The following is a 20,952-nucleotide window of genomic DNA, read 5'->3' as shown; positions in this document are numbered from 1 at the left end:
ATGACCCGCGGCCCGGGGCTCACGCCCAGAGCTGGCTGCCCCACCGGGTCAGGATCAGCATGGCGATCACACCGCAGTGCGTGACCGGCAGCACCCAGGTGAACTCGCCGAGGAAGTTCTTCACGCGGCGCGGGGCGGGCAGGAAGTCGTTGCGGACGTTGAACGAGGTCACGTACCAGAACATGGTGATCGTGGCGACCCAGGCCAGCGAGCACCACAGGCACAGCGCGTTGATCCGGTACAGCGACTCGAACTGCAGCCAGGTGACGAACCCCACGCCGAACAGCGTGCCGAAGTTGAACGTCAGCCAGTACCAGCGCGGGAAGCGGGCGCGGGCGAGCAGGCTCATGCCGACGCAGATGACGATGCCGTAGCAGACGAGACCGAGCATCGGGTTGGGGAAGCCGAAGACGGCGGCCTGCTTGCTCTCCATGACGCTGCCGCAGGACACGATCGGGTTGATGCTGCAGCTGGGGGTGAACGTCTTGCCGCTCACCTTGCCCTCAAGGATCTTGAGCTTGTCGATCGTGATGACCCACGCGGCGAGCAGACCGGCGGCACCGGTGATCACCAGCAGCAGGGCGAACGCGCGGCTGCCGCCCACGGTGCCGGGCGACGGGGTGCTCGCCGGCTCGGTGGATCCGGTGGAGACGTCCTTGACTGTCGTCTTGCTCATCACGCCGCTTCCGATGCTCGAGAGGTGGACCTGCGGGTTGGGGTCATTGTGCCGCACACGCGCGCGTGTCCACCGTTCGATGGACATAAGGAAGTACGCACGGTCGTCCCGGAGCGTTCGGTTCCGGCCGAAGCTCCTCATATGACCACACACGCGAACGGACTCGCGGTGGACGTACGGGGGCTGCGCAAGCAGTACGGGGACGTGACCGCGGTCGACGGCATCGATCTGGAGATCCCGCGCGGGGAGGTGTTCGGCCTGCTCGGGCCCAACGGCGCGGGCAAGACCACCACCGTGGAGATCCTCCAGGGCAATCGCGACCGGGACGCGGGCGAGGTGTCCGTGCTCGGGGCGGACCCGGCGCGGGGGACGCGCGCGTGGCGCTCGAAAGTGGGAATCGTCTGGCAGGACGAATCGGCGCCCGCGGAGTTGACGGTCCGGGAGACGGTACGGCACTTCGCGCGCTACTACCCGCGACCGCGGGACCCGGAGCGGGTCATCGCCCTGGTGGGTCTCGAGGCCAAGGCGAGCAGCCGGATCAAGGCGCTCTCCGGCGGCCAGCGCCGCCGCCTCGACGTGGCCCTCGGTGTGATCGGCGACCCCGAGCTGCTGCTCCTGGACGAGCCGACGACCGGTTTCGACCCGGCGGCCCGGCGCCAGTTCTGGGAGCTGATCCGTCTGCTCGCCGACGAGGGCACGACGATCCTGCTCACCACGCACTACCTGGAGGAGGCGGAGGCCCTGGCGCACCGGCTGGCGGTCGTCGCCCGGGGCCGGGTGGTCGCCGAGGGCACCCCTACCGCGCTGCGGGACCGTTTCGGCAGCGAAGCCGTCGTCGAGTGGACGGAGACGGACGGCAGCCGGCGCCGCGAGCGCACCGACACGCCGACCCGGACGGTCGCCGAGTTGGCCCGGCGCTTCGACGGTGAGGTCCCGGGGCTGCGGGTCGGCCGCCCCACCTTGGAGGACGTGTATCTGCGCCTGACCGGGCAGGAGGACGCTCGATGACCACGACGGCCGTACGACCCAGGACCCGGGCCGCCGCTCAACGGCTGCCCGGCGCCTGGACCCTCGGACTGCACCGGGGTGTGCTGGAGATCAGGCAGTTCTTCCGGCAGCGCGACCAGGTGGTGTTCACCTTCGCCTTTCCGGTCGTCTTCCTGTTCCTGTTCGCGTCGATCTTCCACGACGACGTGGGCGTCAAGGGGGTCACCGCCTCGCAGCTGTATGTGCCCGCGATGATGGCCTCGGGGATCATGTCGACGAGCTTCCAGTCCCTGGGGATCTCGATCGCGGTGGAGCGCGACGAGAAGGTGCTGCGCAGGCTGCGTGGCACGCCGATGCCGCCGGCGGCGTACTTCCTGGGGAAGATCTGGCTGGTTCTGTTCACCGGCGTCCTGGAGACGGCGATCCTGCTGCTCGTCGGCACCACGCTGTACGGCGTGGACCTGCCGTCGGACGCCGGGAGGTGGTTCGACTTCGGCTGGATCTTCGTGCTCGGGCTGACGGCGTGCGCGCTGCTCGGCATCGCGATCAGCTCGGTGCCGAAGTCGGGCAAGAGCGCCAGCTCGGTGGTCGTGCTCCCCTTCCTGCTGCTGCAGTTCATCTCCGGTGTCTACATCTCCATCGCCGCCATCCCGCGCTGGATGCTCGACGTCGGCGCGCTGTTCCCGCTGAAGTGGCTGTGCCAGGGGTTGCGGGGCGTGTTCCTGCCCGATTCGGCGCGCGTCCTGGAACAGGCGGGGAGCTGGGAGTTCGGGCGTATCGCCCTGGTGCTCGGGGCCTGGTGCGTCGGAGGATTGGCGCTGTGTCTGCTGACCTTCCGGTGGAAGAGCCGGCGCGACGGATGACGGAACTGCGCCGGGCGCTGGACGCGCACGCGTGGGACCGTTCGATCGGGCTGTGGGACGCGTACTTCGCGGTCGCCTGGGTGGCCACCCTGGCGTTCGTGTGCGCCGCGGACCATCCGGGGTGGCCCGCGCGTGCCGCGGCGGGCGGGCTGCTGGTGGCGCTGGTGCCCTGGTACGCGGTGCTGGGGCGCGGGCTGCTCCAGGAGGACCCGCCCGACGAGCGGCGGGCCCTTGTATACCTCGGTGGGGCGATGGCGCTGTTCCTGCCGTCGGCGATCCTGGCCGACGGGATGCGGCTGGTGTCGTTCGCGCTGATCCCGCAGTGCTTCATGACGCTGCGCACACGCTGGGCGCTGACCGCCGTGACGGTGATCAATCTCGTGCCACTGGCGGGCTGGGCGCTGCTGTGGCACCCCAGTGGCAAGGACCTGTTCTCCAGTTCCCTCTTCGCCGCGGTCACGCTGGTGTTCTCGGTGGTCATCGGCGGCTGGATCATCCGGATCATCGAGCAGAGCTGGGAGCGGGCCGAGCTGATCGCCGAACTGGACGCCAGTCGGCACGAGATCTCCCGGCTCTCGGCCGCACACGGGGCGCTCGCCGAGCGGGAGCGGCTCTCCCGGGAGATCCACGACACGCTCGCGCAGGGCTTCACCAGCCTGCTGATGCTGGTGCAGGCGGTGGAGGCCGAGCTGGAGCACGACGTGCCCCAGGCCCGCCACCATCTGGCGCTGATGGCCGAGACGGCCCGGCAGAACCTCGCCGAGGCGCGGGCACTGGTGGCCGGGGGCGCGCCGGCCGACCTGGAGGGGGCCTCGCTGCCGGACGCGTTGCGGCGGCTGGCGGCGCGGCACGACGCGGAGCTGGAGGTCACGGGGCCGGTGCGGACGTTGCCGGCCGGGCCGGAGGTGGTGGTGCTGCGGTCGTGCCAGGAGGCGCTGGCCAACACGCGTAAGCACGCGGGGAGTTCCGCCTCGGTCGCGATAGCGCTGGCGTACGCCGACGACACGCTGACTCTGTCCGTCCGGGACGACGGTTGCGGTTTCGACCCGTCCGCGCCGACCGGGGGCTACGGTCTGAGCGGGCTGCGGGCGCGGGCCGCCGGGGTGGGCGGCACGGCGGAGGTCCGCAGCGCGCCGGGCGAGGGCACGATCGTCACCGTGCGGCTGCCCGTCCTGCCCGTGCTGCCTGTTCTCGGGGGTGCCTCATGATCCGGATCGTCCTCGCCGACGACCATCCCGTCGTCCGGGAGGGGCTGCGCGCGATGCTCAGCGCGGAGCCCGATCTCGAAGTGGTCGCGGACGCGTCGAGCGGGCCGCAGGCGGAGGCGCTGGCGGCCGAACTCCGGCCGGACATCGTGCTGATGGACCTGCGGATGCCGGGCGGCGGGGGCGTGGACTCGATCGAGCGGATGGCTCAGGCCGGGCTGCCGTGCCGGGTGATCGTGCTGACGACGTACGAGACGGACCGGGACATCCTGCGGGCGGTGGAGGCGGGCGCGGCGGGCTATCTACTGAAGGACCTGCCGCGGGGTGAGCTGGCGGAGGCGGTCCGTGCCGCGGCGCGCGGCGAGACGGTTCTGGCGCCGTCGGTCGCGGCCCGCCTGGTGGACCGGCTGCGGGCCAGGCCGGAGCGGCCGAGGCTGTCGGAACGGGAGACGGCGGTGTTGCGGCTGGTGGCGGAGGGGTGCACGAACGCGGAGATCGGGCGGCGGCTGTTCATCGGGGAGTCGACGGTGAAGACGCATCTGCTGCGGGTCTTCGGGAAGCTGGGGGTGGATGATCGGACGGCGGCGGTGACGAGTGCAATGCGGCACGGCCTGCTCGACTGAGGGGTTCCGCCCCCGCGGCTCCGCCCCGCACCCCGTTCGGGCCCACCACCGGGCCCCGGCGCCTCGAACGCCGGAGAGGCTGAAACGCGGCGACCGGCGAAGAGGCTGATCTCTCCACCGCCGGTCACCATGATCAGCCCGTCCGGCGTTTGAGGACGAGGCCGTTCAGGCCGAAGCGGGCGTCTGGGGGCAGCCCCCAGGGACGGGAAGGGTAGGGGCGCCGGGGGCGAGACCTCCGCGGCCTCCGCCCCCGGAGGGGTCAGCCCAGGCGGGACTCCAGTTCCGCCACGATCTCGTTGACGGCGACCGCGACCTGCTCCCCGGTCTCCATGTCCTTCAGCTGGACCACGCCGTCCGCGAGGTCGCGCTCGCCGGCCACGATCGTGTAGCGGGCACCGCTGCGGTTCGCGTTCTTCATCGCGCCCTTCAGGCCCTTGCCGCCGTAGGCGAAGTCCGCCGCGACGCCCAGCTTCCGCAGCTCCGTGATCTTGGCGAACAGGACCCGGCGGGCCTCCTCGCCCAGCGGGACCGCGAACACGCTGGTGGACGCGGGGAGTTGCAGCTCGATGCCCTCCGCCTCCAGCGCCAGCACCGTACGGTCGACGCCCAGCGCCCAGCCCACCGACGGCAGCGCGGGGCCGCCGATCATCTCCGACAGGCCGTCGTAGCGGCCGCCGCCGCCCACCGCGGACTGCGAGCCGAGGCCGTCGTGGACGAACTCGAAGGTCGTCCGCGTGTAGTAGTCCAAGCCGCGGACCAGCTTGGGGTCGTCCTCGAAGGCCACGCCCGCCGCGGTGATCAGCTCGCGGACCTCCTCGTGGTAGGCCTTGCACGCGTCGCAGAGGTAGTCCCGCAGCAGCGGCGCGCCGTCCAGCTGCTTCTGGACGGACTCCCGCTTGTCGTCGAGGACCCGCAGCGGGTTGATGTCGATGCGGCGCCGCGTGTCCTCGTCCACGTCGAGGCCGCGCAGGAAGTCCTGGAGCGCTGAGCGGTACACCGGGCGGCACTCCTTGTCGCCCAGGCTGTTCAGCAGGATGCGGAAGTTCCTGAGGCCCAGCGAGCGGTACGCCTGGTCCGCCAGGATGATCAGCTCGGCGTCCAGTGCCGGGTCCTCCGCGCCGATCGCCTCCGCGCCCACCTGCGAGAAGTGGCGGTAGCGGCCCTTCTGCGGGCGCTCGTAGCGGTAGTAGGACCCCGAGTACCAGAGCTTGACCGGCAGGTTGCCCGCCTTGTGCAGGTTGGCCTCGAGGGCGGCGCGCAGCACGGACGCCGTGCCCTCGGGGCGCAGGGCCAGCTTGTCGCCGCCCTTCGTCTCGAAGGCGTACATCTCCTTCGTCACGATGTCCGTGGACTCGCCCACGCCCCGCGCGAACAGTTCCACGTTCTCGAAGCCCGGTGTCTCGATGTATCCGTAGCCGGAGTTGCGCAGCGGGGCCGCGATCGCCTCACGGACGGCCAGGTACTTGGCGGATTCCGGCGGGATCAGGTCGTACGTGCCCTTGGGGGCCTTGAAGGTGCTCACGGAAGGTCTCTCGTCACATTCCTCGTCGGGGAGCGTCCTGGGCTCCCTGGCCGGCGGCCACCTGCCGCAGATACGGGTTGGTGGCGCGCTCACGGCCGATGGTCGTCTGGGGGCCGTGGCCGGACAGCACCACGGTCGAGTCGTCGAGCGGCAGGCACACGCGGGCCAGCGAGTCGAGCATCTCGGCCATGTCACCGCCGGGCAGGTCGGTGCGTCCGATGGAGCCGGCGAACAGCAGGTCGCCCGAGAAGAGGATCGGCGGGATGTCCGCCGCCTCGGGCAGGCCGAAGGTCACCGACCCCTTGGTATGGCCGGGCGCGTGCGCGACGGAGAGCTCCAGACCGGCCAGCCGCAATGCCGTGCCGTCGGTCAGCTCCTCGACGTCGTCCGGCTCCCCCACGGTCAGCTCGCCCATCAGCGGCATCCCGATGGAACGCCCGAGCGCCTTCTCCGGGTCGCTCATCATGTACCGGTCGTCGGGGTGGATCCACGCCGGTACGCCGTGCGCGCCGCACACCGGGACGACCGAGGCGACGTGGTCGATGTGGCCGTGGGTGAGGACGACCGCCACGGGCTTGAGCCGATGCTTCTTCAGCGCGTCCTCGACTCCCTGGGCGGCCTCGTGGCCGGGGTCGATGATCACGCACTCCTCACCCGCGGCGGGGGCGACCAGGTAACAGTTGGTCCCCCAGGCCCCGGCGGGGAACCCGGCAATCAGCACGATCGTCCTTCGTTGTGTCGTACGGGCGTCACTGGCTGTGGGTCAGAGCCTACCGGCGCTGCCGATTCCTCAGCGAACCCATATACGGTACGGGGCACACGCATGCGGTCGGCACACCAGACGCACGCGTACCGGTCGGCGGACGAGACGCATGAGGAGAAAACCCCGTGGTCAGCCAGGAACAGCGGCGGCGACAGCTCGCCCGGGAGAAGTTCTTGCGGCAGCAGCAGCGGCGTACGGAGGCGCGGCGCAAGGCGCGGATGCGCAATTCCGTGATCGCGTCGGTGCTCGGCGTGTTGCTGGTGGGCAGCGTGGTGTCGTACACGGCCGGGGTCTTCAAGAACGACGACAAGAAGGCCAACGCGGGCGCGGAGGTGTCCCCGAGCGCCACCCCGACCGGCAAGGCGCCGGACCCCTGTGCGAAGCCCGCCCCGGGCAAGGTGAAGTCGCTGAGCTGGAAGAAGGAGCCGGCGATGACCATCGACACGTCGGCGAAGTACACGATGACCCTGGCGACCACGTGTGGTGACATCGGCATCGCGATGAAGACGGCCGCGGCCCCGCACACCGTGAACTCGTTCAACTTCCTCGCGGCGCAGGGCTTCTTCGACCACACCAAGTGCCACCGGCTCACCACCAACGGCATCTACGTGCTGCAGTGCGGCGACCCGAAGGGCTCGGGCATGGGCGGCCCCGGCTACACGCTTCCGGACGAGAACCTCAAGGACAAGAGCCTGAAGGGGAACGTCTATCCGGCGGGCACGGTCGCCATGGCGAACACCGGGCAGAAGCACACCGGCGGGAGCCAGTTCTTCCTGGTGTACCAGGACAGTCAGTTGCCCCCCAGCTACACACCGTTCGGCACCATCGACGCCGCCGGCATGAAGGTGCTGAAGAAGATCGCGGCCGCCGGCGAAAGCACGGGCCAGGGCGACGGAGCCCCGAACGCAACCGTCGTGATCAACAAGGCGACGATGACGAAATCCTGAACGTCAACAGCTGAATTTCGGTCGCGCGGGATGCGGACAGCCGCCCCGCCGGTCGCCTATGTTGGCCGTGACGAAACTGTGGACGATGCCCGGGGGCGCTGAGGCTCCCCGCAGGCATCATGTGGAGGAGGCGCTGTGAGCAGCGACCCGTGGGGCCGCGTCGACGAGACGGGGACCGTGTACGTGCGTACGGCCGACGGCGAGAAGGTCGTCGGTTCCTGGGCGGCCGGCTCCCCCGAGGAGGCGCTGGCCTACTTCGAGCGCAAGTACGAGGGCCTGGTTGTCGAGATCGGCCTCCTCGAGAAGCGCGTGCAGACCACCGACCTGTCGGCGAAGGACGCCATGGCCGCGATCGACCACCTGCGCGAGCAGGTGGACGCGCACCACGCGGTCGGCGACCTGGACGCGCTCCGGCAGCGGCTGGACAAGCTCGTGGAGACCGTCGAGGCACGCCGCGAGGAGCGCAAGGCGCAGCGGGCCAAACAGTCCGACGAGGCCCGCAAGGCCAAGGAGGACCTGGTCGCCGAGGCGGAGCAGCTGGCGCAGTCCGACCAGTGGCGGGCGGCCGGTGAGCGGCTGCGGGCGCTGGTGGACACCTGGAAGGGGCTGCCGCGGCTCGACCGGAAGTCGGACGACGAGCTGTGGCACCGCTTCTCGCACGCGCGGTCGGCGTTCTCCAAGCGTCGCAAGGCGCACTTCGCGCAGCTGGACGCGCAGCGCGAGGAGGCCCGCAAGACCAAGGAGAGGCTGGTCGCCGAGGCCGAGGCGCTGTCGGGCTCGACGGACTGGGGGCCGACGGCGGCGCGCTACCGCGAGCTGATGGCCGAGTGGAAGGCCGCGGGCCGCGCCCAGCGCGAGCACGAGGACGACCTGTGGAACCGGTTCCGCGGTGCCCAGGACGTGTTCTTCGCCGCGCGCAGCGCGGTCTTCGCGGAGCGGGACGCCGAGCAGGCCGAGAACCTCAAGCTGAAGGAGGAGCTGGCCGAGGAGGCGGAGAAGCTGCTGCCGATCACGGACCTGAAGGCCGCGCGGGCCGCCTTCCGCTCGATCAACGAGCGCTGGGAGGCCATCGGGCATGTGCCGCGGGACGCGCGGGCCCGGGTCGAGGGCCGGATGCACGCGGTGGACCGGGCCATCCAGGAGGCCGAGGAGGCCGAGTGGCGGCGTACCAACCCGGAGGCGCGAGCGCGCGCGGAGGGCCTGACCGGTCAGCTGCAGGCGGCCGTGGACAAGCTGCGCGCGCAGATCGAGCAGGCCCGGGCGGCGGGCAACACCTCGAAGGCCGAGAAGCTGGAGCGCGAGCTGGAGGGCCGCCAGGCGCTCCTGGACCAGGCCCTCAAGGGCCTGCAGGAGTTCGGCGGCTGACAGAGGCTGACAGAGTCGATCGGCAAGGAGAAACGGGCTCCCGTACGTCGGTACGGGAGCCCGTTTCGTATGCTGTGGCGCCCGCCGGTTACGGCCGGCGGGCCGAGGTGACGCGGTAGACGTCGTAGACGCCCTCCACGCCCCGTACCGCCTTCAGGACGTGACCCAGGTGCTTCGGGTCGCCCATCTCGAAGGTGAAGCGGGAGGTGGCGACGCGGTCGCGGGACGTCTGGACGGCCGCCGAGAGGATGTTCACATGCTGGTCGGACAGGACCCGGGTGACGTCGGAGAGCAGCCGCGAGCGGTCCAGCGCCTCCACCTGGATGGCGACCAGGAAGACGGAGGACTGGGTGGGCGCCCACTCCACCTCGAGGATGCGCTCGGGCTCGCGTGACAGTGACTCCACGTTGACGCAGTCGCTGCGGTGAACCGATACGCCATTACCCCGTGTGACGAATCCGATGATCGGGTCGCCGGGGACGGGCGTACAACAGCGGGCCAGCTTGACCCAGACGTCCTCGACGCCCTTGACGACCACACCCGGATCGCTGGTGGCGCGCCGCTTGCGGCCACGGCCCCGCGACGGCGGAACGGCCTCGTCGATCTCCTCGGTGGCCGCCTCCTCACCGCCGAGTGCCTGGACCAGTTTCTGCACGACGTTCTGAGCCGCGACATGGCCCTCGCCGATCGCCGCGTACAGGGACGAGATGTCCGGGTAGCGCATCTCGTGGGCGAGGGTGACCAGCGAGTCGCCGGTGAGGATGCGCTGGATCGGCAGGTTCTGCTTGCGCATCGCCCGCGCGATCGCGTCCTTGCCCTGCTCGATCGCCTCGTCGCGCCGCTCCTTGGAGAACCACGCCCGGATCTTGTTGCGGGCACGCGGCGACTTCACGAAGCCGAGCCAGTCGCGGGAGGGGCCCGCGCCGGGCGCCTTGGAGGTGAAGACCTCCACCAGGTCGCCGTTGTCCAGGGTGGATTCCAGCGGTACGAGGCGTCCGTTGACCCGAGCCCCTATCGTCCGGTGGCCGACCTCGGTGTGGACGGCGTAGGCGAAGTCGACCGGGGTGGCGCCGGCCGGCAGCGCTATCACGTCGCCCTTCGGGGTGAAGACGAATACCTCGTTGCGGGACAGGTCGAAGCGCAGGGACTCCAGGAACTCGCTGGGGTCCTCGGTCTCCTTCTGCCAGTCCAGCAACTGCCGCAGCCACGCCATGTCGTTGATGGCGTCCTTGTCCTTGGCGCTCGAACGCGGCGTGTCCGTACGCACCTTGGAGGCGCCGGCCACGGCCTCCTGCTTGTACTTCCAGTGCGCGGCGATGCCGTACTCGGCGCGGCGGTGCATGTCGAACGTACGGATCTGCAGTTCGACGGGCTTGCCGTTGGGGCCGATGACCGTCGTGTGCAGCGACTGGTACATGTTGAACTTGGGCATCGCGATGTAGTCCTTGAACCGCCCCGGAACCGGGTTCCAGCGGGCGTGGACCGTGCCCAGTGCCGCGTAGCAGTCGCGGACGGTGTCGACGAGGACGCGGATGCCCACCAGGTCGTAGATCTCCGCGAAGTCACGGCCGCGGACGATCATCTTCTGGTAGACGCTGTAGTAGTGCTTGGGGCGGCCGGTGACGGTCGCCTTGATGCGGGCGGCGCGCAGGTCGGCCTGGACCTCGTCGGTGACGATCGCCAGGTACTCGTCGCGCTTGGGGGCGCGCTCGGCGACCAGGCGGACGATCTCGTCGTACATCTTGGGGTAGAGGATCGCGAACGCGAGGTCCTCCAGCTCCCACTTGATGGTGTTCATGCCCAGCCGGTGGGCGAGCGGCGCGTAGATCTCCAGGGTCTCGCGCGCCTTCTTCTCCTGCTTCTCGCGCTTGAGGTAGCGCATGGTGCGCATGTTGTGCAGGCGGTCGGCGAGTTTGATGACCAGGACGCGCGGGTCCTTGGCCATGGCGACGACCATCTTGCGCACAGTCTCGGCCTGCGCGGCCTCGCCGAACTTGACCTTGTCCAGCTTGGTGACGCCGTCGACGAGGAGGGCGACGGTGTCCCCGAAGTCGCGGCGCAGCTGGTCCAGGCCGTACTCGGTGTCCTCCACCGTGTCGTGCAGCAGGCCCGCCATCAGGGTCGCCGGGTCCATGCCCAGCTCGGCGAGGATGGTGGTCACGGCGAGGGGATGCGTGATGTACGGGTCGCCGCTCTTGCGCTTCTGGCCGCGGTGCCAGCGCTCGGCGACCTGGTAGGCGCGCTCGATCTGGCGCAGCGTCGAGTTCTCGATCTTCGGGTCGTTGCTGCGCACTATCCGCAGCAGCGGCTCCAGGACCGGGTTGTACGGGTTGGCGCGCTGCACGCCGAGCCGGGCGAGGCGGGCGCGGACGCGGTTGGAGGAGCCGGAGCGGACCGGCGGGGGCGGCGTCGGGCGGACGGCCGGGGTGCGCTCGGGAGAGGCCGGCTTGGGGCGCGGCTGCTCGGCCGCCTGGTCGGCAGGCGCGGACTGGGCGTGCTCCACCGTCCCGTGCGGGGCGTTCGTCGCGCTGCGCGCGGGGGTGGCCGCGGCCTTCGACGCGGGGTCGGGCTTGGCGGCGGTCAGTGGCTGGGCCTCGTCTGGCAAGAGGGCTCCTCGTGCGCGATCCGGGTCCCCCGGTCAGGCTCCGGAGCACCCATGGTAGCGATCCCGGGCTCCGGGCTCGCCCCCAGGCCGCAGGGACGGCCTGCTATGGGAGAAACGCACGAGGCGGGCCCCGGATTCCTCCGGGGCCCGCCTCACGGTGTCCTGCGGCCCGACCGAGCCTTGAACGCAGGTGCACGGCTCGGGGCTCAGATCTGGAGCAGTGCCTCCAGCGGGGCGCCGGCCAGGGCCGGCTCCAGGCGGGCCCGGCCGCCGAGGAAGCCCAGCTCCATGAGGACCGAGACGCCCGCGACCTCGGCGCCCGCCCGGCGGATGAGTTGCAGTGACGCCTCGGCGGTGCCGCCGGTGGCGAGGACGTCGTCGACGACCATCACGCGGTCGGAGGCCGACAGGTCCTCGGCGTGCACCTCGATCTCCGCGGAGCCGTACTCCAGGTCGTACGCCTGCCGCAGGGTCGCTCCGGGCAGCTTGCCCGCCTTGCGTACCGGGACGAAGCCGACGCCCGCGCGGACGGCGACCGGGGCGCCGAGGATGAATCCGCGCGCCTCCAGGCCGACGATCTTCGTCGCGCCGTGCCGCACGGTCAGCTCCGCCAGCGCGTCGGTGAGGGCGGTGAAGGCCGCAGGGTCCGCGAGCAGCGGGGTGATGTCCTTGAACATCACTCCCGGCTCCGGGTGGTCCGGCACGTCCCGGATACGGCTGAGCAGGAGTGCCTGTATGTCGGTCGTCTCGGTCATCGGCGCTTTCCGGAGGGTCGGCCGCGACCGCGGTTGCGGGACGCGGGCTGGCTGCGCTGGCCGACGACGGCCGGTGCGGCGTCGTCCTGCGGCTCGTCGGCGCCGAAGTCGCCCTCGACCGCCCCTTCGGCGGGCTCCGCCTCGGTGGCCTGCGCGCGCTTGGCGAGGACGCGGCGCTTGAGGGCCTTCATCTGCGGCTCGCGCTCCTTGAGGTCGGCGACGAGCGGGGTGGCGATGAAGATCGAGGAGTAGGCACCGGCCGCGAGGCCGACGAACAGCGACAGCGAGATGTCGTTGAGCATGCCGGCGCCCAGGAAGCCGCCGCCGATGAACAGCAGGCCCGCCACCGGCAGCAGCGCCACCACGGTGGTGTTGATGGAGCGGACCAGGGTGCTGTTGATCGAGCGGTTGGCGACGTCGCTGAAGGTCCAGCGGGTCTGCTTGGTGATGTCCTTCGTCTGCTCCTTGAGGCTGTCGAAGACGACGACCGTGTCGTAGAGCGAGTAACCGAGGATCGTGAGCAGACCGATCACGGTGCCGGGCGTGACCTCGAAGCCGACGAGGGCGTAGATGCCGGTGGTGATCGTGATGTCGTGGATCAGTGCGACGAGGGCCGCGACGGCCATGCGCCACTCGAAGGCGATCGCCAGGTAGATCACGACCAGCACCATGAAGATCGCCAGGCCCTCCCAGGCCTTGTTGGCGATCTGCTCGCCCCAGCTGGGGCCGACCAGGTCGGCGTTGATCTGCTCCGAGGGGACGCTCAGCTCCTTGGCCAGGGTGTCCTTGATCTGGTCGGACTTGCTGGTGTCGATCCCCGCGATCTGGATGCGCAGGCCGCCCGTGCCGAGCTTCTGCACGACGGCGATGTGGCCGGAGGCGTCCTTGGCGTAGGTCTCGGCCTGGGTCACCGAGACGCTGGTCCTCGGCGTGGTGAAGACGGCTCCGCCCTGGAACTCGATGCCCATGTTCAGGCCGCGCACCACCAGTCCGACGATGGCCGTGATGGTGATCAGGATCGAGACGCCGTACCAGATCTTGCGCTTGCCGACGAAGTCGTAACCGACCTCGCCTCGGTGGAGCCGGGCGCCGAGGTTGCCGAGCTTCGACATCTCTCACGCCTCCTTCGGGTCGACGGGGGCGGAGGGACGACGGGTGCGCCGCAGGGGCGGCTTGGCTCCGAGGCGCTTGGGGTCCAGCCCGGACCAGCTGTGGCCGCTCGCGAAGAACTGCCGGCGGGCCAGGATCGTCAGCAGCGGCTTGGTGAACAGGAACACCACGACCACGTCGAGCAGGGTCGTCAGGCCGAGCGTGAAGGCGAAGCCCTGGACCTTGCCGACGGTGACGATGAACAGCACCGCGGCGGCGAGGAAGGACACGAAGTCGGAGACGAGGATGGTGCGCCGGGCGCGCGGCCAGCCGCGTTCGACGGCGGGGCGCAGGGAGCGGCCTTCGCGGATCTCGTCCCGGACGCGTTCGAAGTACACGATGAACGAGTCGGCGGTGATGCCGATCGCGACGATGGCGCCGCACACGGCGGGCAGGTTCAGTGCGAAGCCGATGGTCGGGCCGAGCAGCGCCATGATCACGTAGGTGAGGATCGCGGACACCACCAGGGACGCGACGGCGATGGCCGCGAGGCCGCGGTAGTAGACGACCAGGTAGATCACGACCAGGGCCAGGCCGATGGCGCCGGCGATCAGACCGGCGTGCAGCTGCTCACCGCCGAGCGCGGCGGTCACCGTGGTGACGCTCGACTCCTTGAAGGAGAGCGGGAGCGCACCGTACGACAGCATGTTGGACAGGCTCTGGGCGTCCTGCTGGGTGAAGCTGCCGGAGATCTCCGCGTTGCCGCCGGTGATGGCGGTCTGGACGTACGGGTGGGAGACGACCTCGTCGTCGAGGACGATCGCGAACTCGTTCTGCGGGGTCGTCTTCTGCGAGAGCTGACCGGTGATGTCGGCGAACTTCTTCGCGCCGCTGGAGTTGAAGGTCATCTGGACCTGCCAGCCGGCGGCGCCCTGCGTGTCGTAGACGGCCTGGGCCTTCTTGATCTCCGTGCCGTCGACCGCGACCGGGCCGAGCAGGAACTTGTTCCACACCTTGCCGTCCTTGCCACAGGCGACGGTGGGCTCACCCTTCTTGGCGCCCTTGCCGGCCGTGGCGCGCTGCTCGGGCTTGGAGCAGTCGAGGGCGGCGTACTGGGCCTGGAGCTTGGCCGCGTCACCGGAGGCGGAGCCGGTGCTCGCGGACGCCGTGGCGCTCGCGGAGGGCTTGGTGGAGGCGGCGGCGGACGCGGAGCCGCTCGCGGAGGGGGTGGCGGTCGCCTTCAGCGCGTCGGTGACGGGGCGGCCCTGCGAGGTGGCGGAGGACGACGGGCTCGGGGAGCCGGACGTCGCCTTGCTCTTGCTCGCCGAGCTCGACGGGCTGGGCGAGGCGCTGCCGCCCGCGCTGGAGCCGGGGCTCGGGCTCGCCGAGGCGCCGGGGCCGGAGGCCTCGCGCTGCAGGACCGGGCGGAAGTACAGCTTGGCGGTGGTGCCGACCTGTTCCCGGGCCTCCTTGGAGTTCGTGCCCCGGGGGATGTTGACGATGATGTTGCGGTCGCCCTGGGTCTGGACCTCCGCCTCGGACACGCCCAGACCGTTGACCCGGCGGTTCATGATCTCGACCGCGGTGTCCATGTTGGTCTTGTTGATCGCGTTGGGCTGACCGGGCTCGTTGACCGCCGTCAGCGTGATGCTGGTGCCGCCGGCGAGGTCGATGCCGAGACGCGGGGTGGTGTGTCCGGAAGCGAACATTCCCCCGGTGAGCGCCGCGATGGCGATCAGGATGAGGGCCAGCGAGCGCCCTGGCTTGCTCGGGGCGCTCGCGCTTCGGCCCCTCTTCGGTGCTGCCACCTTCTCGTACTCCCTCTCGAGCCGCCGCGCGCGGGGTCAGCGCACGGGCGGCCATGCCATTGTGTCGGGATTCCGCGCGAAAACCGCACAGCCCGAGCCGGGACGCGCCGATCACGCGCCCTGGCCCGGGGTGCGGTCACTTCTCGTCGGACTCGCCGTCGGTCTTCTTCGGCTCTGCTTCGTCGGCCTTCGCGTCGGTCGCGGCGTCCGCGTCCTTCTTGCCGAGGTCGACCTTGTCGTCGGAAGGGCCCGAAGAGGCGTCGGCGGCGGGCTCGTCGGTCTCGGTGAGGGAGGAGGCGTCATCCGGCACAACGGCGCCGTCGGCCTTCAGGTCGTGCTCGATGCCGTGGACGATGCGGTTGTACTCGTCGTCGGTCAGGACGGCGCCGATCGCGTTCTTCGCGAAGAGCAGCTCAACGCCCGGGCCCGCGTCAAGGAGGACCGTGTCGTCGTTGACCTCCTTGACCGTCGCGTACATGCCCCCGATCGTGCGGACGCCGCTGCCGGGCTGCATGTCGTTGCGCATTTGCGCGGCCTGCTGCTGCTTGCGCTTGGCCGAGCGGGTCATCAGGAACATGGCCCCGATGAGCACGATGAACGGGAGGAGGGTCACGATATTCACGGGACGGAATTTCCTTCGCACGACCGCTCGATCGGCGGCCTGGTGGATGGGGGTGTGATGGGCGCCGCCCGCGAGGGCGGCATCGGCGGAGTCTAAGCGAGTCCGCACGCAAGGAACAACGCTCAGCATGGCACCCGGGTTCCTGCTGGTGCGAGTCCCGCGCCGTCACGCCCCGAACAGGTCCTGTTGTCCGTTTCCCCCGGTCGTCCCGCGTGGCGCGGTCAGCCCGAGGTGCGCCCAGGCGGCCGGTGTCGCCACCCGTCCGCGCGGGGTGCGGGCCAGCAGACCCTCCCTGACCAGGAACGGCTCGGCGACCTCCTCCACCGTCTCGCGCTCCTCCCCCACGGCCACGGCGAGCGTGGACAGGCCGACGGGGCCGCCGCCGAACAGCTTCAGCAGGGCCTCGAGGACGGCCCGGTCGAGGCGGTCCAGGCCGCGCGCGTCGACCTCGTAGACGGCGAGGGCCGCCGCCGCGATCTCACGCGTGATCACTCCGTCCGCCTTGACCTGGGCGTAGTCCCGCACGCGGCGCAGCAGCCGGTTGGCGATACGGGGGGTGCCACGGGAACGTCCGGCGATCTCGGCGGCGCCCTGGGAGTCGATGTCCACGTCGAGCAGGCCCGCCGAGCGGTGGATGACGCGCTCCAGTTCGGCGGGCTCGTAGAACTCCATGTGCGCGGTGAAGCCGAACCGGTCGCGCAGCGGAGGCGGCAGCAGACCCGCGCGCGTGGTCGCGCCGACCAGCGTGAACGGCGGTAGTTCCAGTGGGATGGCGGTGGCTCCGGGGCCCTTGCCGACGATCACGTCGACGCGGAAGTCCTCCATCGCCATGTACAGCATCTCCTCGGCGGGCCGGGACATGCGGTGGATCTCGTCGAGGAAGAGGACCTCGCCCTCCTGCAGGGAGGAGAGGATGGCGGCGAGGTCGCCGGCGTGCTGGATGGCGGGGCCGCTGGTGATGCGGATCGGGGCGCCCATCTCGGCTGCGATGATCATCGACAGGGTTGTCTTGCCGAGGCCGGGGGCGCCGGACAGGAGCACGTGGTCGGCGGTGGCGCCGCGCGCCCGTGCCGCGCGCAGCACCAGGTCGAGCTGCTCGCGGACCTTCTCCTGGCCGATGAACTCGTCCAGGTCCTTGGGGCGCAGGGCGGCCTCGACGGCTTGGTCCTCACCGTCGGCGACAGGGCCCACCAGCCGCTCGGAGGCGGGGGTGTCGGTCGTGTCGTCCCAGTTCACTCACGTACTCCTGGCTCAGCGGGCTCGGTTCAGGGTCTGCAGGGCCGCCTTGAGGAGGGCACCGACCTGGGGCGTGCCCCCCGCGGCCTCGGCCTGCGGGGCGACCGCGGCGACCGCCTCCTCGGCCTCCCGGTTGGCGTACCCGAGGCCGACCAGGGCGGCGTGCAGCTGGTCGCGCCAGCCGGAGGCGGCCGGTGCGGCGGCGGCGGGCGCGCCGACCGGCTCGCCCAGCCGGTCCTTCAGCTCCAGGAGCAGCCTCTGGGCGCCCTTCTTGCCGATGCCGGGGACGGCGGTGAGCGCCTTCTCGTCCCCGGTCGCCACGGCACGGCGCAGGGCGTCCGGCGAGTGCACCGCCAGCATCGACTGCGCCAGGCGCGGGCCGACGCCGCTCGCGGTCTGCAGCAGCTCGAAGACCTGGCGCTCGTCGTCGTCCGCGAAGCCGTACAGGGTCAGCGAGTCCTCCCGGACGACCAGGGACGTGGCCAGCTTGGCCTGCTCGCCGAGCCGGAGCCCGGAGAGCGTGTTCGGCGTGCACTGGACGGCGATGCCGATGCCGCCCACCTCGACCACCGCGGAGTCCGGGGCGAGGGCGGCGACCGGGCCGCTGACGAAGGCGATCATACGGTACGGCCTTTCGTTACGTGCTTCGATGCGTGCAGGGCGACGGCCTGCTGGAGTCGGTTCTGCGCGGGGGCGCGCCAGATGTGGCAGATGGCGAGGGCGAGGGCGTCGGCGGCGTCGGCGGGCTTGGGCGGCGCGTCCAGCCGCAGCAGCCGGGTGACCATCGCGCCGACCTGGGCCTTGTCGGCGCGCCCCGTGCCGGTGACAGCGGCCTTGACCTCGCTGGGCGTGTGCAGGGCGACGGGGATGCCGCGGCGGGCCGCGCACAGCATGGCGATGGCGCTGGCCTGGGCGGTGCCCATCACCGTGCGCACGTTGTGCTGGCTGAAGACGCGCTCGACGGCGACGAATTCGGGCCGGTGCTCGTCCAGCCACTGCTCGATGCCCTGCTCGACGGCGACGAGGCGGTGGCCGAGGTCGGCGTCCACCCGCGTGCGGACGACGCCGACGCCGAGCATGGTCAGCGGCCGACCGGGCACGCCCTCGACCACACCGACACCGCATCGCGTCAGCCCCGGGTCCACCCCCAGCACGCGCACGTAACCCCTCCCGTCGATCGCCTGTTTGTGCAGGCTATCGGGCGGCACTGACAACGACCGGCAAAGCGACGGGCCGACGGGAGTGTCCCGTCGGCCCGTCGAGCCCAGCGGTGGCGTTACGCGCCGACCTTCTCCATGATGTCGTCGCTGACGTCGAAGTTGGCGAAGACGTTCTGCACGTCGTCGCTGTCCTCGAGCGCGTCGATCAGCTTGAAGATCTTCTTGGCGCCCTCCTCGTCCAGCTGGACCTGCATGGTCGGGACGAAGTTGGCCTCGGCCGAGTCGTAGTCGATCCCGGCCTCCTGCAGGGCGGTACGGACCGCGACCAGGTCGGTGGCCTCGCTGATGACCTCGAAGTTCTCGCCCAGGTCGTTGACCTCTTCGGCGCCCGCGTCGAGCACGGCGGCCAGGACGTCGTCCTCGGTCAGCTCACCCTTGGGGACGATCACGACGCCCTTGCGGTTGAACAGGTACGAGACCGAGCCCGGGTCGGCCATGGAGCCGCCGTTGCGGGTCATGGCGACACGGACGTCGGAGGCCGCGCGGTTGCGGTTGTCGGTGAGGCACTCGATGAGCACCGCGACACCGTTGGGACCGTAGCCCTCGTACATGATCGTCTCGTAGTCGGCGCCGCCCGCCTCCAGGCCCGCCCCGCGCTTGACGGCGGAGTCGATGTTCTTGTTCGGGACCGACTGCTTCTTCGCCTTCTGGATGGCGTCGTAGAGAGTCGGGTTGCCGTCGGGGTCCGCGCCGCCCGTCCGGGCCGCGACCTCGATGTTCTTGATCAGCTTCGCGAAGAGCTTGCCGCGCTTGGCGTCGATCACGGCCTTCTTGTGCTTCGTCGTGGCCCATTTAGAGTGGCCGGACATCTGCCTGTCTCCTTCGCGTAACCCATCTCTGCAACCAACTCCCCCAGACCTTAACGGCTGGGAGACCCCCGGAGATCCTACAAGGACTCCGCTGCCCGGTTGGCGCGCACCATGTCGACGAACAGGGCGTGCACGCGGTGGTCGCCGGTCAGCTCCGGGTGGAACGACGTGGCCAGGGCGTTGCCCTGGCGTACGGCGACGATGTGGCCGTCGTGTTCCGCGAGCACCTCGGCGTCGGCACCGACGGACTCGACCCAGGGGGCGCGGATGAAGACGCCCTCCACGGGGTCGCCCTCGACCCCCTTGACGTCGACGGCCGCCTCGAAGGACTCGTTCTGCCGTCCGAAGGCGTTGCGGCGCACGATCATGTCGATGCCGCCGACGGTCTCCTGGCCGGAGCGCGGGTCGAGGATCTTGTCGGCAAGCATGATCATGCCCGCGCAGGTGCCGTAGACGGGCATGCCGTCGCGCACGCGCGCGCGGAGGGGCTCCATCACTCCGAAGAGGATGGCCAGCTTGGAGATGGTGGTGGACTCGCCGCCGGGGAGGACGAGGCCGTCGACCTCGGCGAGCTCTTCGGGGCGCCGCACCGGCCTGGCCACGGCGTCCGCCGCGGCCAGGGCGATGAGATGCTCCCGTACGTCGCCCTGGAGGGCCAGGACGCCTATGACGGGTGCGTCAGTCATGTGATCGTGCAGTCCTCGTGCTGTTCCTGCGGTTCCCGCGGTGACTCACCAGCCGCGGTTGGCGTAGCGCTCGGTCTCGGGGAGGGTGTCGCAGTTGATGCCGACCATGGCCTCGCCGAGGTTGCGGGACGCGTCCGCGATGATCTTGGGGTCGTCGTAGAAGGTGGTGGCCTTCACGATGGCGGCGGCGCGCTTGGCCGGGTCGCCGGACTTGAAGATGCCGGAGCCGACGAAGACGCCCTCGGCACCGAGCTGGCGCATCAGCGCGGCGTCGGCCGGGGTGGCGACACCACCGGCGGAGAACAGCACGACCGGGAGCTTGCCCAGCTCGGCGACCTCCTTGACCAGCTCGTACGGGGCGCGCAGCTCCTTGGCGGCGGCGTACAGCTCGTGGTTGTCCAGGCCGCGCAGACGGGCGATGTCGCCCTTGATCTGGCGCAGGTGGCGTACGGCCTCGACGACGTTGCCGGTGCCGGCCTCGCCCTTGGAGCGGATCATCGCGGCGCCCTCGGCGATGCGGCGCAGGGCCTCGCCGAGGTTGGTGGCGCCACAGACGAACGGCGTGGTGAAGGCCCACTTGTCGGAGTGGTTGACCTCGTCGGCCGGGGTGAGGACCTCGGACTCGTCGATGTAGTCGACGCCGAGGGACTGCAGGACCTGGGCCTCGACGAAGTGGCCGATCCGGGACTTCGCCATGACCGGGATGGAGACGGCGTCGATGATGCCCTCGATCATGTCCGGGTCGGACATGCGAGCCACCCCGCCGTCCTTGCGGATGTCGGCCGGGACCCGCTCCAGGGCCATGACGGCGACGGCGCCCGCGTCCTCGGCGATCTTCGCCTGCTCCGGCGTGACGACGTCCATGATCACGCCGCCCTTGAGCTGCTCGGCCATGCCGCGCTTGACGCGGGCGGTGCCGGTCTCGGGGGTCTGGGGGGTGGAGAGCTCGCTGGACACGGGTTTCGACCTCACTCGAAAAAGACGGATTTCTGCTGGACCGAGGAAACGGGACGGGTACAGGCCACCGCAAGGGCCAATGGTGAGCCGGTGGATCGTTTTGTTCCGGGACGGGCCTTAGGGCTTGCAGATCATCAAGGTGTTGCTTCCCGTCCCGTGGCTCGTTGGTGTGGTATGCGCATCCCGGACGAGATCCGTGCCCAACTCGCTGTGA

General features: G+C 70.5%; 20 protein-coding genes. 6 read left to right on the top strand and 14 right to left on the bottom strand.

Features of this window, described 5'->3' with window-relative positions:
- Positions 1–19: 19 nt before the first annotated feature.
- On the bottom strand, positions 20–676 hold the full coding sequence (locus tag ACFYZJ_RS31405; protein ID WP_388573574.1) for a vitamin K epoxide reductase family protein: 657 nt from the start codon (positions 674–676) through the stop codon (positions 20–22).
- A gap of 141 nt (positions 677–817) precedes the next feature.
- On the opposite strand from ACFYZJ_RS31405, the gene ACFYZJ_RS31400 reads away from it, so the two are divergent.
- From ACFYZJ_RS31400 to ACFYZJ_RS31385, 4 genes are read left to right on the top strand one after another with little or no spacing between them, the layout of a single operon-like run.
- Entirely contained in the window at positions 818–1,684 is an 867-nt protein-coding gene (locus ACFYZJ_RS31400) for an ABC transporter ATP-binding protein (protein ID WP_388573572.1), read from the top strand.
- Complete coding sequence (locus ACFYZJ_RS31395) at positions 1,681–2,526, top strand: ABC transporter permease (protein ID WP_388573571.1); 846 nt, start codon at positions 1,681–1,683, stop codon at positions 2,524–2,526. The genes ACFYZJ_RS31400 and ACFYZJ_RS31395 overlap by 4 nt, the downstream gene beginning before the upstream one ends.
- On the top strand, positions 2,523–3,734 hold the full coding sequence (locus ACFYZJ_RS31390) for a sensor histidine kinase (RefSeq protein WP_388573794.1): 1,212 nt from the start codon (positions 2,523–2,525) through the stop codon (positions 3,732–3,734). The genes ACFYZJ_RS31395 and ACFYZJ_RS31390 overlap by 4 nt, the downstream gene beginning before the upstream one ends.
- Positions 3,731–4,354 carry a response regulator gene (locus ACFYZJ_RS31385; protein WP_388573570.1) on the top strand — a complete coding sequence of 208 codons (624 nt, stop codon included), beginning with the start codon at positions 3,731–3,733 and terminating at the stop codon, positions 4,352–4,354. The genes ACFYZJ_RS31390 and ACFYZJ_RS31385 overlap by 4 nt, the downstream gene beginning before the upstream one ends.
- Positions 4,355–4,613: 259 nt before the next feature.
- On the opposite strand, the gene hisS is transcribed toward ACFYZJ_RS31385, so the two are convergent.
- Both hisS and ACFYZJ_RS31375 read right to left on the bottom strand, forming a co-directional pair.
- Positions 4,614–5,876, bottom strand: coding sequence for a histidine--tRNA ligase (gene hisS, locus ACFYZJ_RS31380; RefSeq protein ID WP_388573569.1), 1,263 nt, complete (start codon positions 5,874–5,876; stop codon positions 4,614–4,616).
- A 13-nt stretch (positions 5,877–5,889) separates the two neighbouring features.
- Entirely contained in the window at positions 5,890–6,597 is a 708-nt protein-coding gene (locus ACFYZJ_RS31375; protein ID WP_388573568.1) for an MBL fold metallo-hydrolase, read from the bottom strand.
- A gap of 167 nt (positions 6,598–6,764) precedes the next feature.
- Here ACFYZJ_RS31375 and ACFYZJ_RS31370 point away from each other — a divergent pair, with 167 nt between their 5' ends.
- Complete coding sequence (locus ACFYZJ_RS31370; protein ID WP_388573566.1) at positions 6,765–7,586, top strand: peptidylprolyl isomerase; 822 nt, start codon at positions 6,765–6,767, stop codon at positions 7,584–7,586.
- Positions 7,587–7,721: 135 nt separating this feature from the next.
- Positions 7,722–8,951 (top strand): DUF349 domain-containing protein, encoded by a 1,230-nt coding sequence (locus ACFYZJ_RS31365; RefSeq protein WP_388573564.1) that lies wholly within the window; start codon positions 7,722–7,724, stop codon positions 8,949–8,951.
- Between the two features lie 88 nt (positions 8,952–9,039).
- Here ACFYZJ_RS31365 and ACFYZJ_RS31360 read toward each other — a convergent pair whose 3' ends face one another.
- From ACFYZJ_RS31360 to pdxS, 11 genes are all read right to left on the bottom strand, one after another.
- Positions 9,040–11,556: a RelA/SpoT family protein gene (locus ACFYZJ_RS31360; RefSeq protein WP_388573562.1), complete on the bottom strand. Its 2,517-nt coding sequence runs from the start codon at positions 11,554–11,556 to the stop codon at positions 9,040–9,042.
- 206 nt (positions 11,557–11,762) lie between these two features.
- Positions 11,763–12,311, bottom strand: coding sequence for an adenine phosphoribosyltransferase (locus ACFYZJ_RS31355; protein ID WP_388573560.1), 549 nt, complete (start codon positions 12,309–12,311; stop codon positions 11,763–11,765).
- A complete protein-coding gene (gene secF, locus ACFYZJ_RS31350) occupies positions 12,308–13,423 on the bottom strand; it encodes a protein translocase subunit SecF (RefSeq protein ID WP_388573558.1) in 1,116 nt (371 codons plus the stop codon). Before secF ends, ACFYZJ_RS31355 begins: the two co-directional genes overlap by 4 nt.
- Positions 13,424–13,426: 3 nt before the next feature.
- Positions 13,427–15,208, bottom strand: a complete 1,782-nt coding sequence (secD, locus tag ACFYZJ_RS31345) for a protein translocase subunit SecD (RefSeq protein WP_388573556.1) — start codon at positions 15,206–15,208, stop codon at positions 13,427–13,429.
- A 136-nt stretch (positions 15,209–15,344) separates the two neighbouring features.
- The gene (gene yajC / locus ACFYZJ_RS31340; RefSeq protein ID WP_388573554.1) at positions 15,345–15,830 is read right to left on the bottom strand and encodes a preprotein translocase subunit YajC; all 486 of its coding nucleotides are present in this window, start codon (positions 15,828–15,830) and stop codon (positions 15,345–15,347) included.
- 165 nt (positions 15,831–15,995) lie between these two features.
- Positions 15,996–17,066, bottom strand: coding sequence for a Holliday junction branch migration DNA helicase RuvB (gene ruvB / locus ACFYZJ_RS31335; RefSeq protein ID WP_388573552.1), 1,071 nt, complete (start codon positions 17,064–17,066; stop codon positions 15,996–15,998).
- 15 nt (positions 17,067–17,081) lie between these two features.
- Positions 17,082–17,687, bottom strand: a complete 606-nt coding sequence (ruvA, locus tag ACFYZJ_RS31330) for a Holliday junction branch migration protein RuvA (RefSeq protein WP_388573550.1) — start codon at positions 17,685–17,687, stop codon at positions 17,082–17,084.
- Positions 17,684–18,226, bottom strand: coding sequence for a crossover junction endodeoxyribonuclease RuvC (gene ruvC, locus ACFYZJ_RS31325; RefSeq protein ID WP_388573548.1), 543 nt, complete (start codon positions 18,224–18,226; stop codon positions 17,684–17,686). Before ruvC ends, ruvA begins: the two co-directional genes overlap by 4 nt.
- 116 nt (positions 18,227–18,342) lie before the next feature.
- Entirely contained in the window at positions 18,343–19,095 is a 753-nt protein-coding gene (locus ACFYZJ_RS31320; protein WP_388573546.1) for a YebC/PmpR family DNA-binding transcriptional regulator, read from the bottom strand.
- A 77-nt stretch (positions 19,096–19,172) separates the two neighbouring features.
- On the bottom strand, positions 19,173–19,781 hold the full coding sequence (pdxT, locus tag ACFYZJ_RS31315) for a pyridoxal 5'-phosphate synthase glutaminase subunit PdxT (protein ID WP_388573544.1): 609 nt from the start codon (positions 19,779–19,781) through the stop codon (positions 19,173–19,175).
- A 45-nt stretch (positions 19,782–19,826) separates the two neighbouring features.
- Positions 19,827–20,738, bottom strand: coding sequence for a pyridoxal 5'-phosphate synthase lyase subunit PdxS (gene pdxS / locus ACFYZJ_RS31310; protein WP_388573542.1), 912 nt, complete (start codon positions 20,736–20,738; stop codon positions 19,827–19,829).
- Positions 20,739–20,952: the final 214 nt, after the last annotated feature.

Origin of the sequence: Streptomyces sp. NPDC001848, from assembly GCF_042891915.1 — a bacterium.
In the GTDB taxonomy this organism is placed as follows: domain Bacteria; phylum Actinomycetota; class Actinomycetes; order Streptomycetales; family Streptomycetaceae; genus Streptomyces.
Note: the sequence above shows the minus strand (reverse complement) of the source record. Positions and strands in the feature narration are given on the sequence as shown.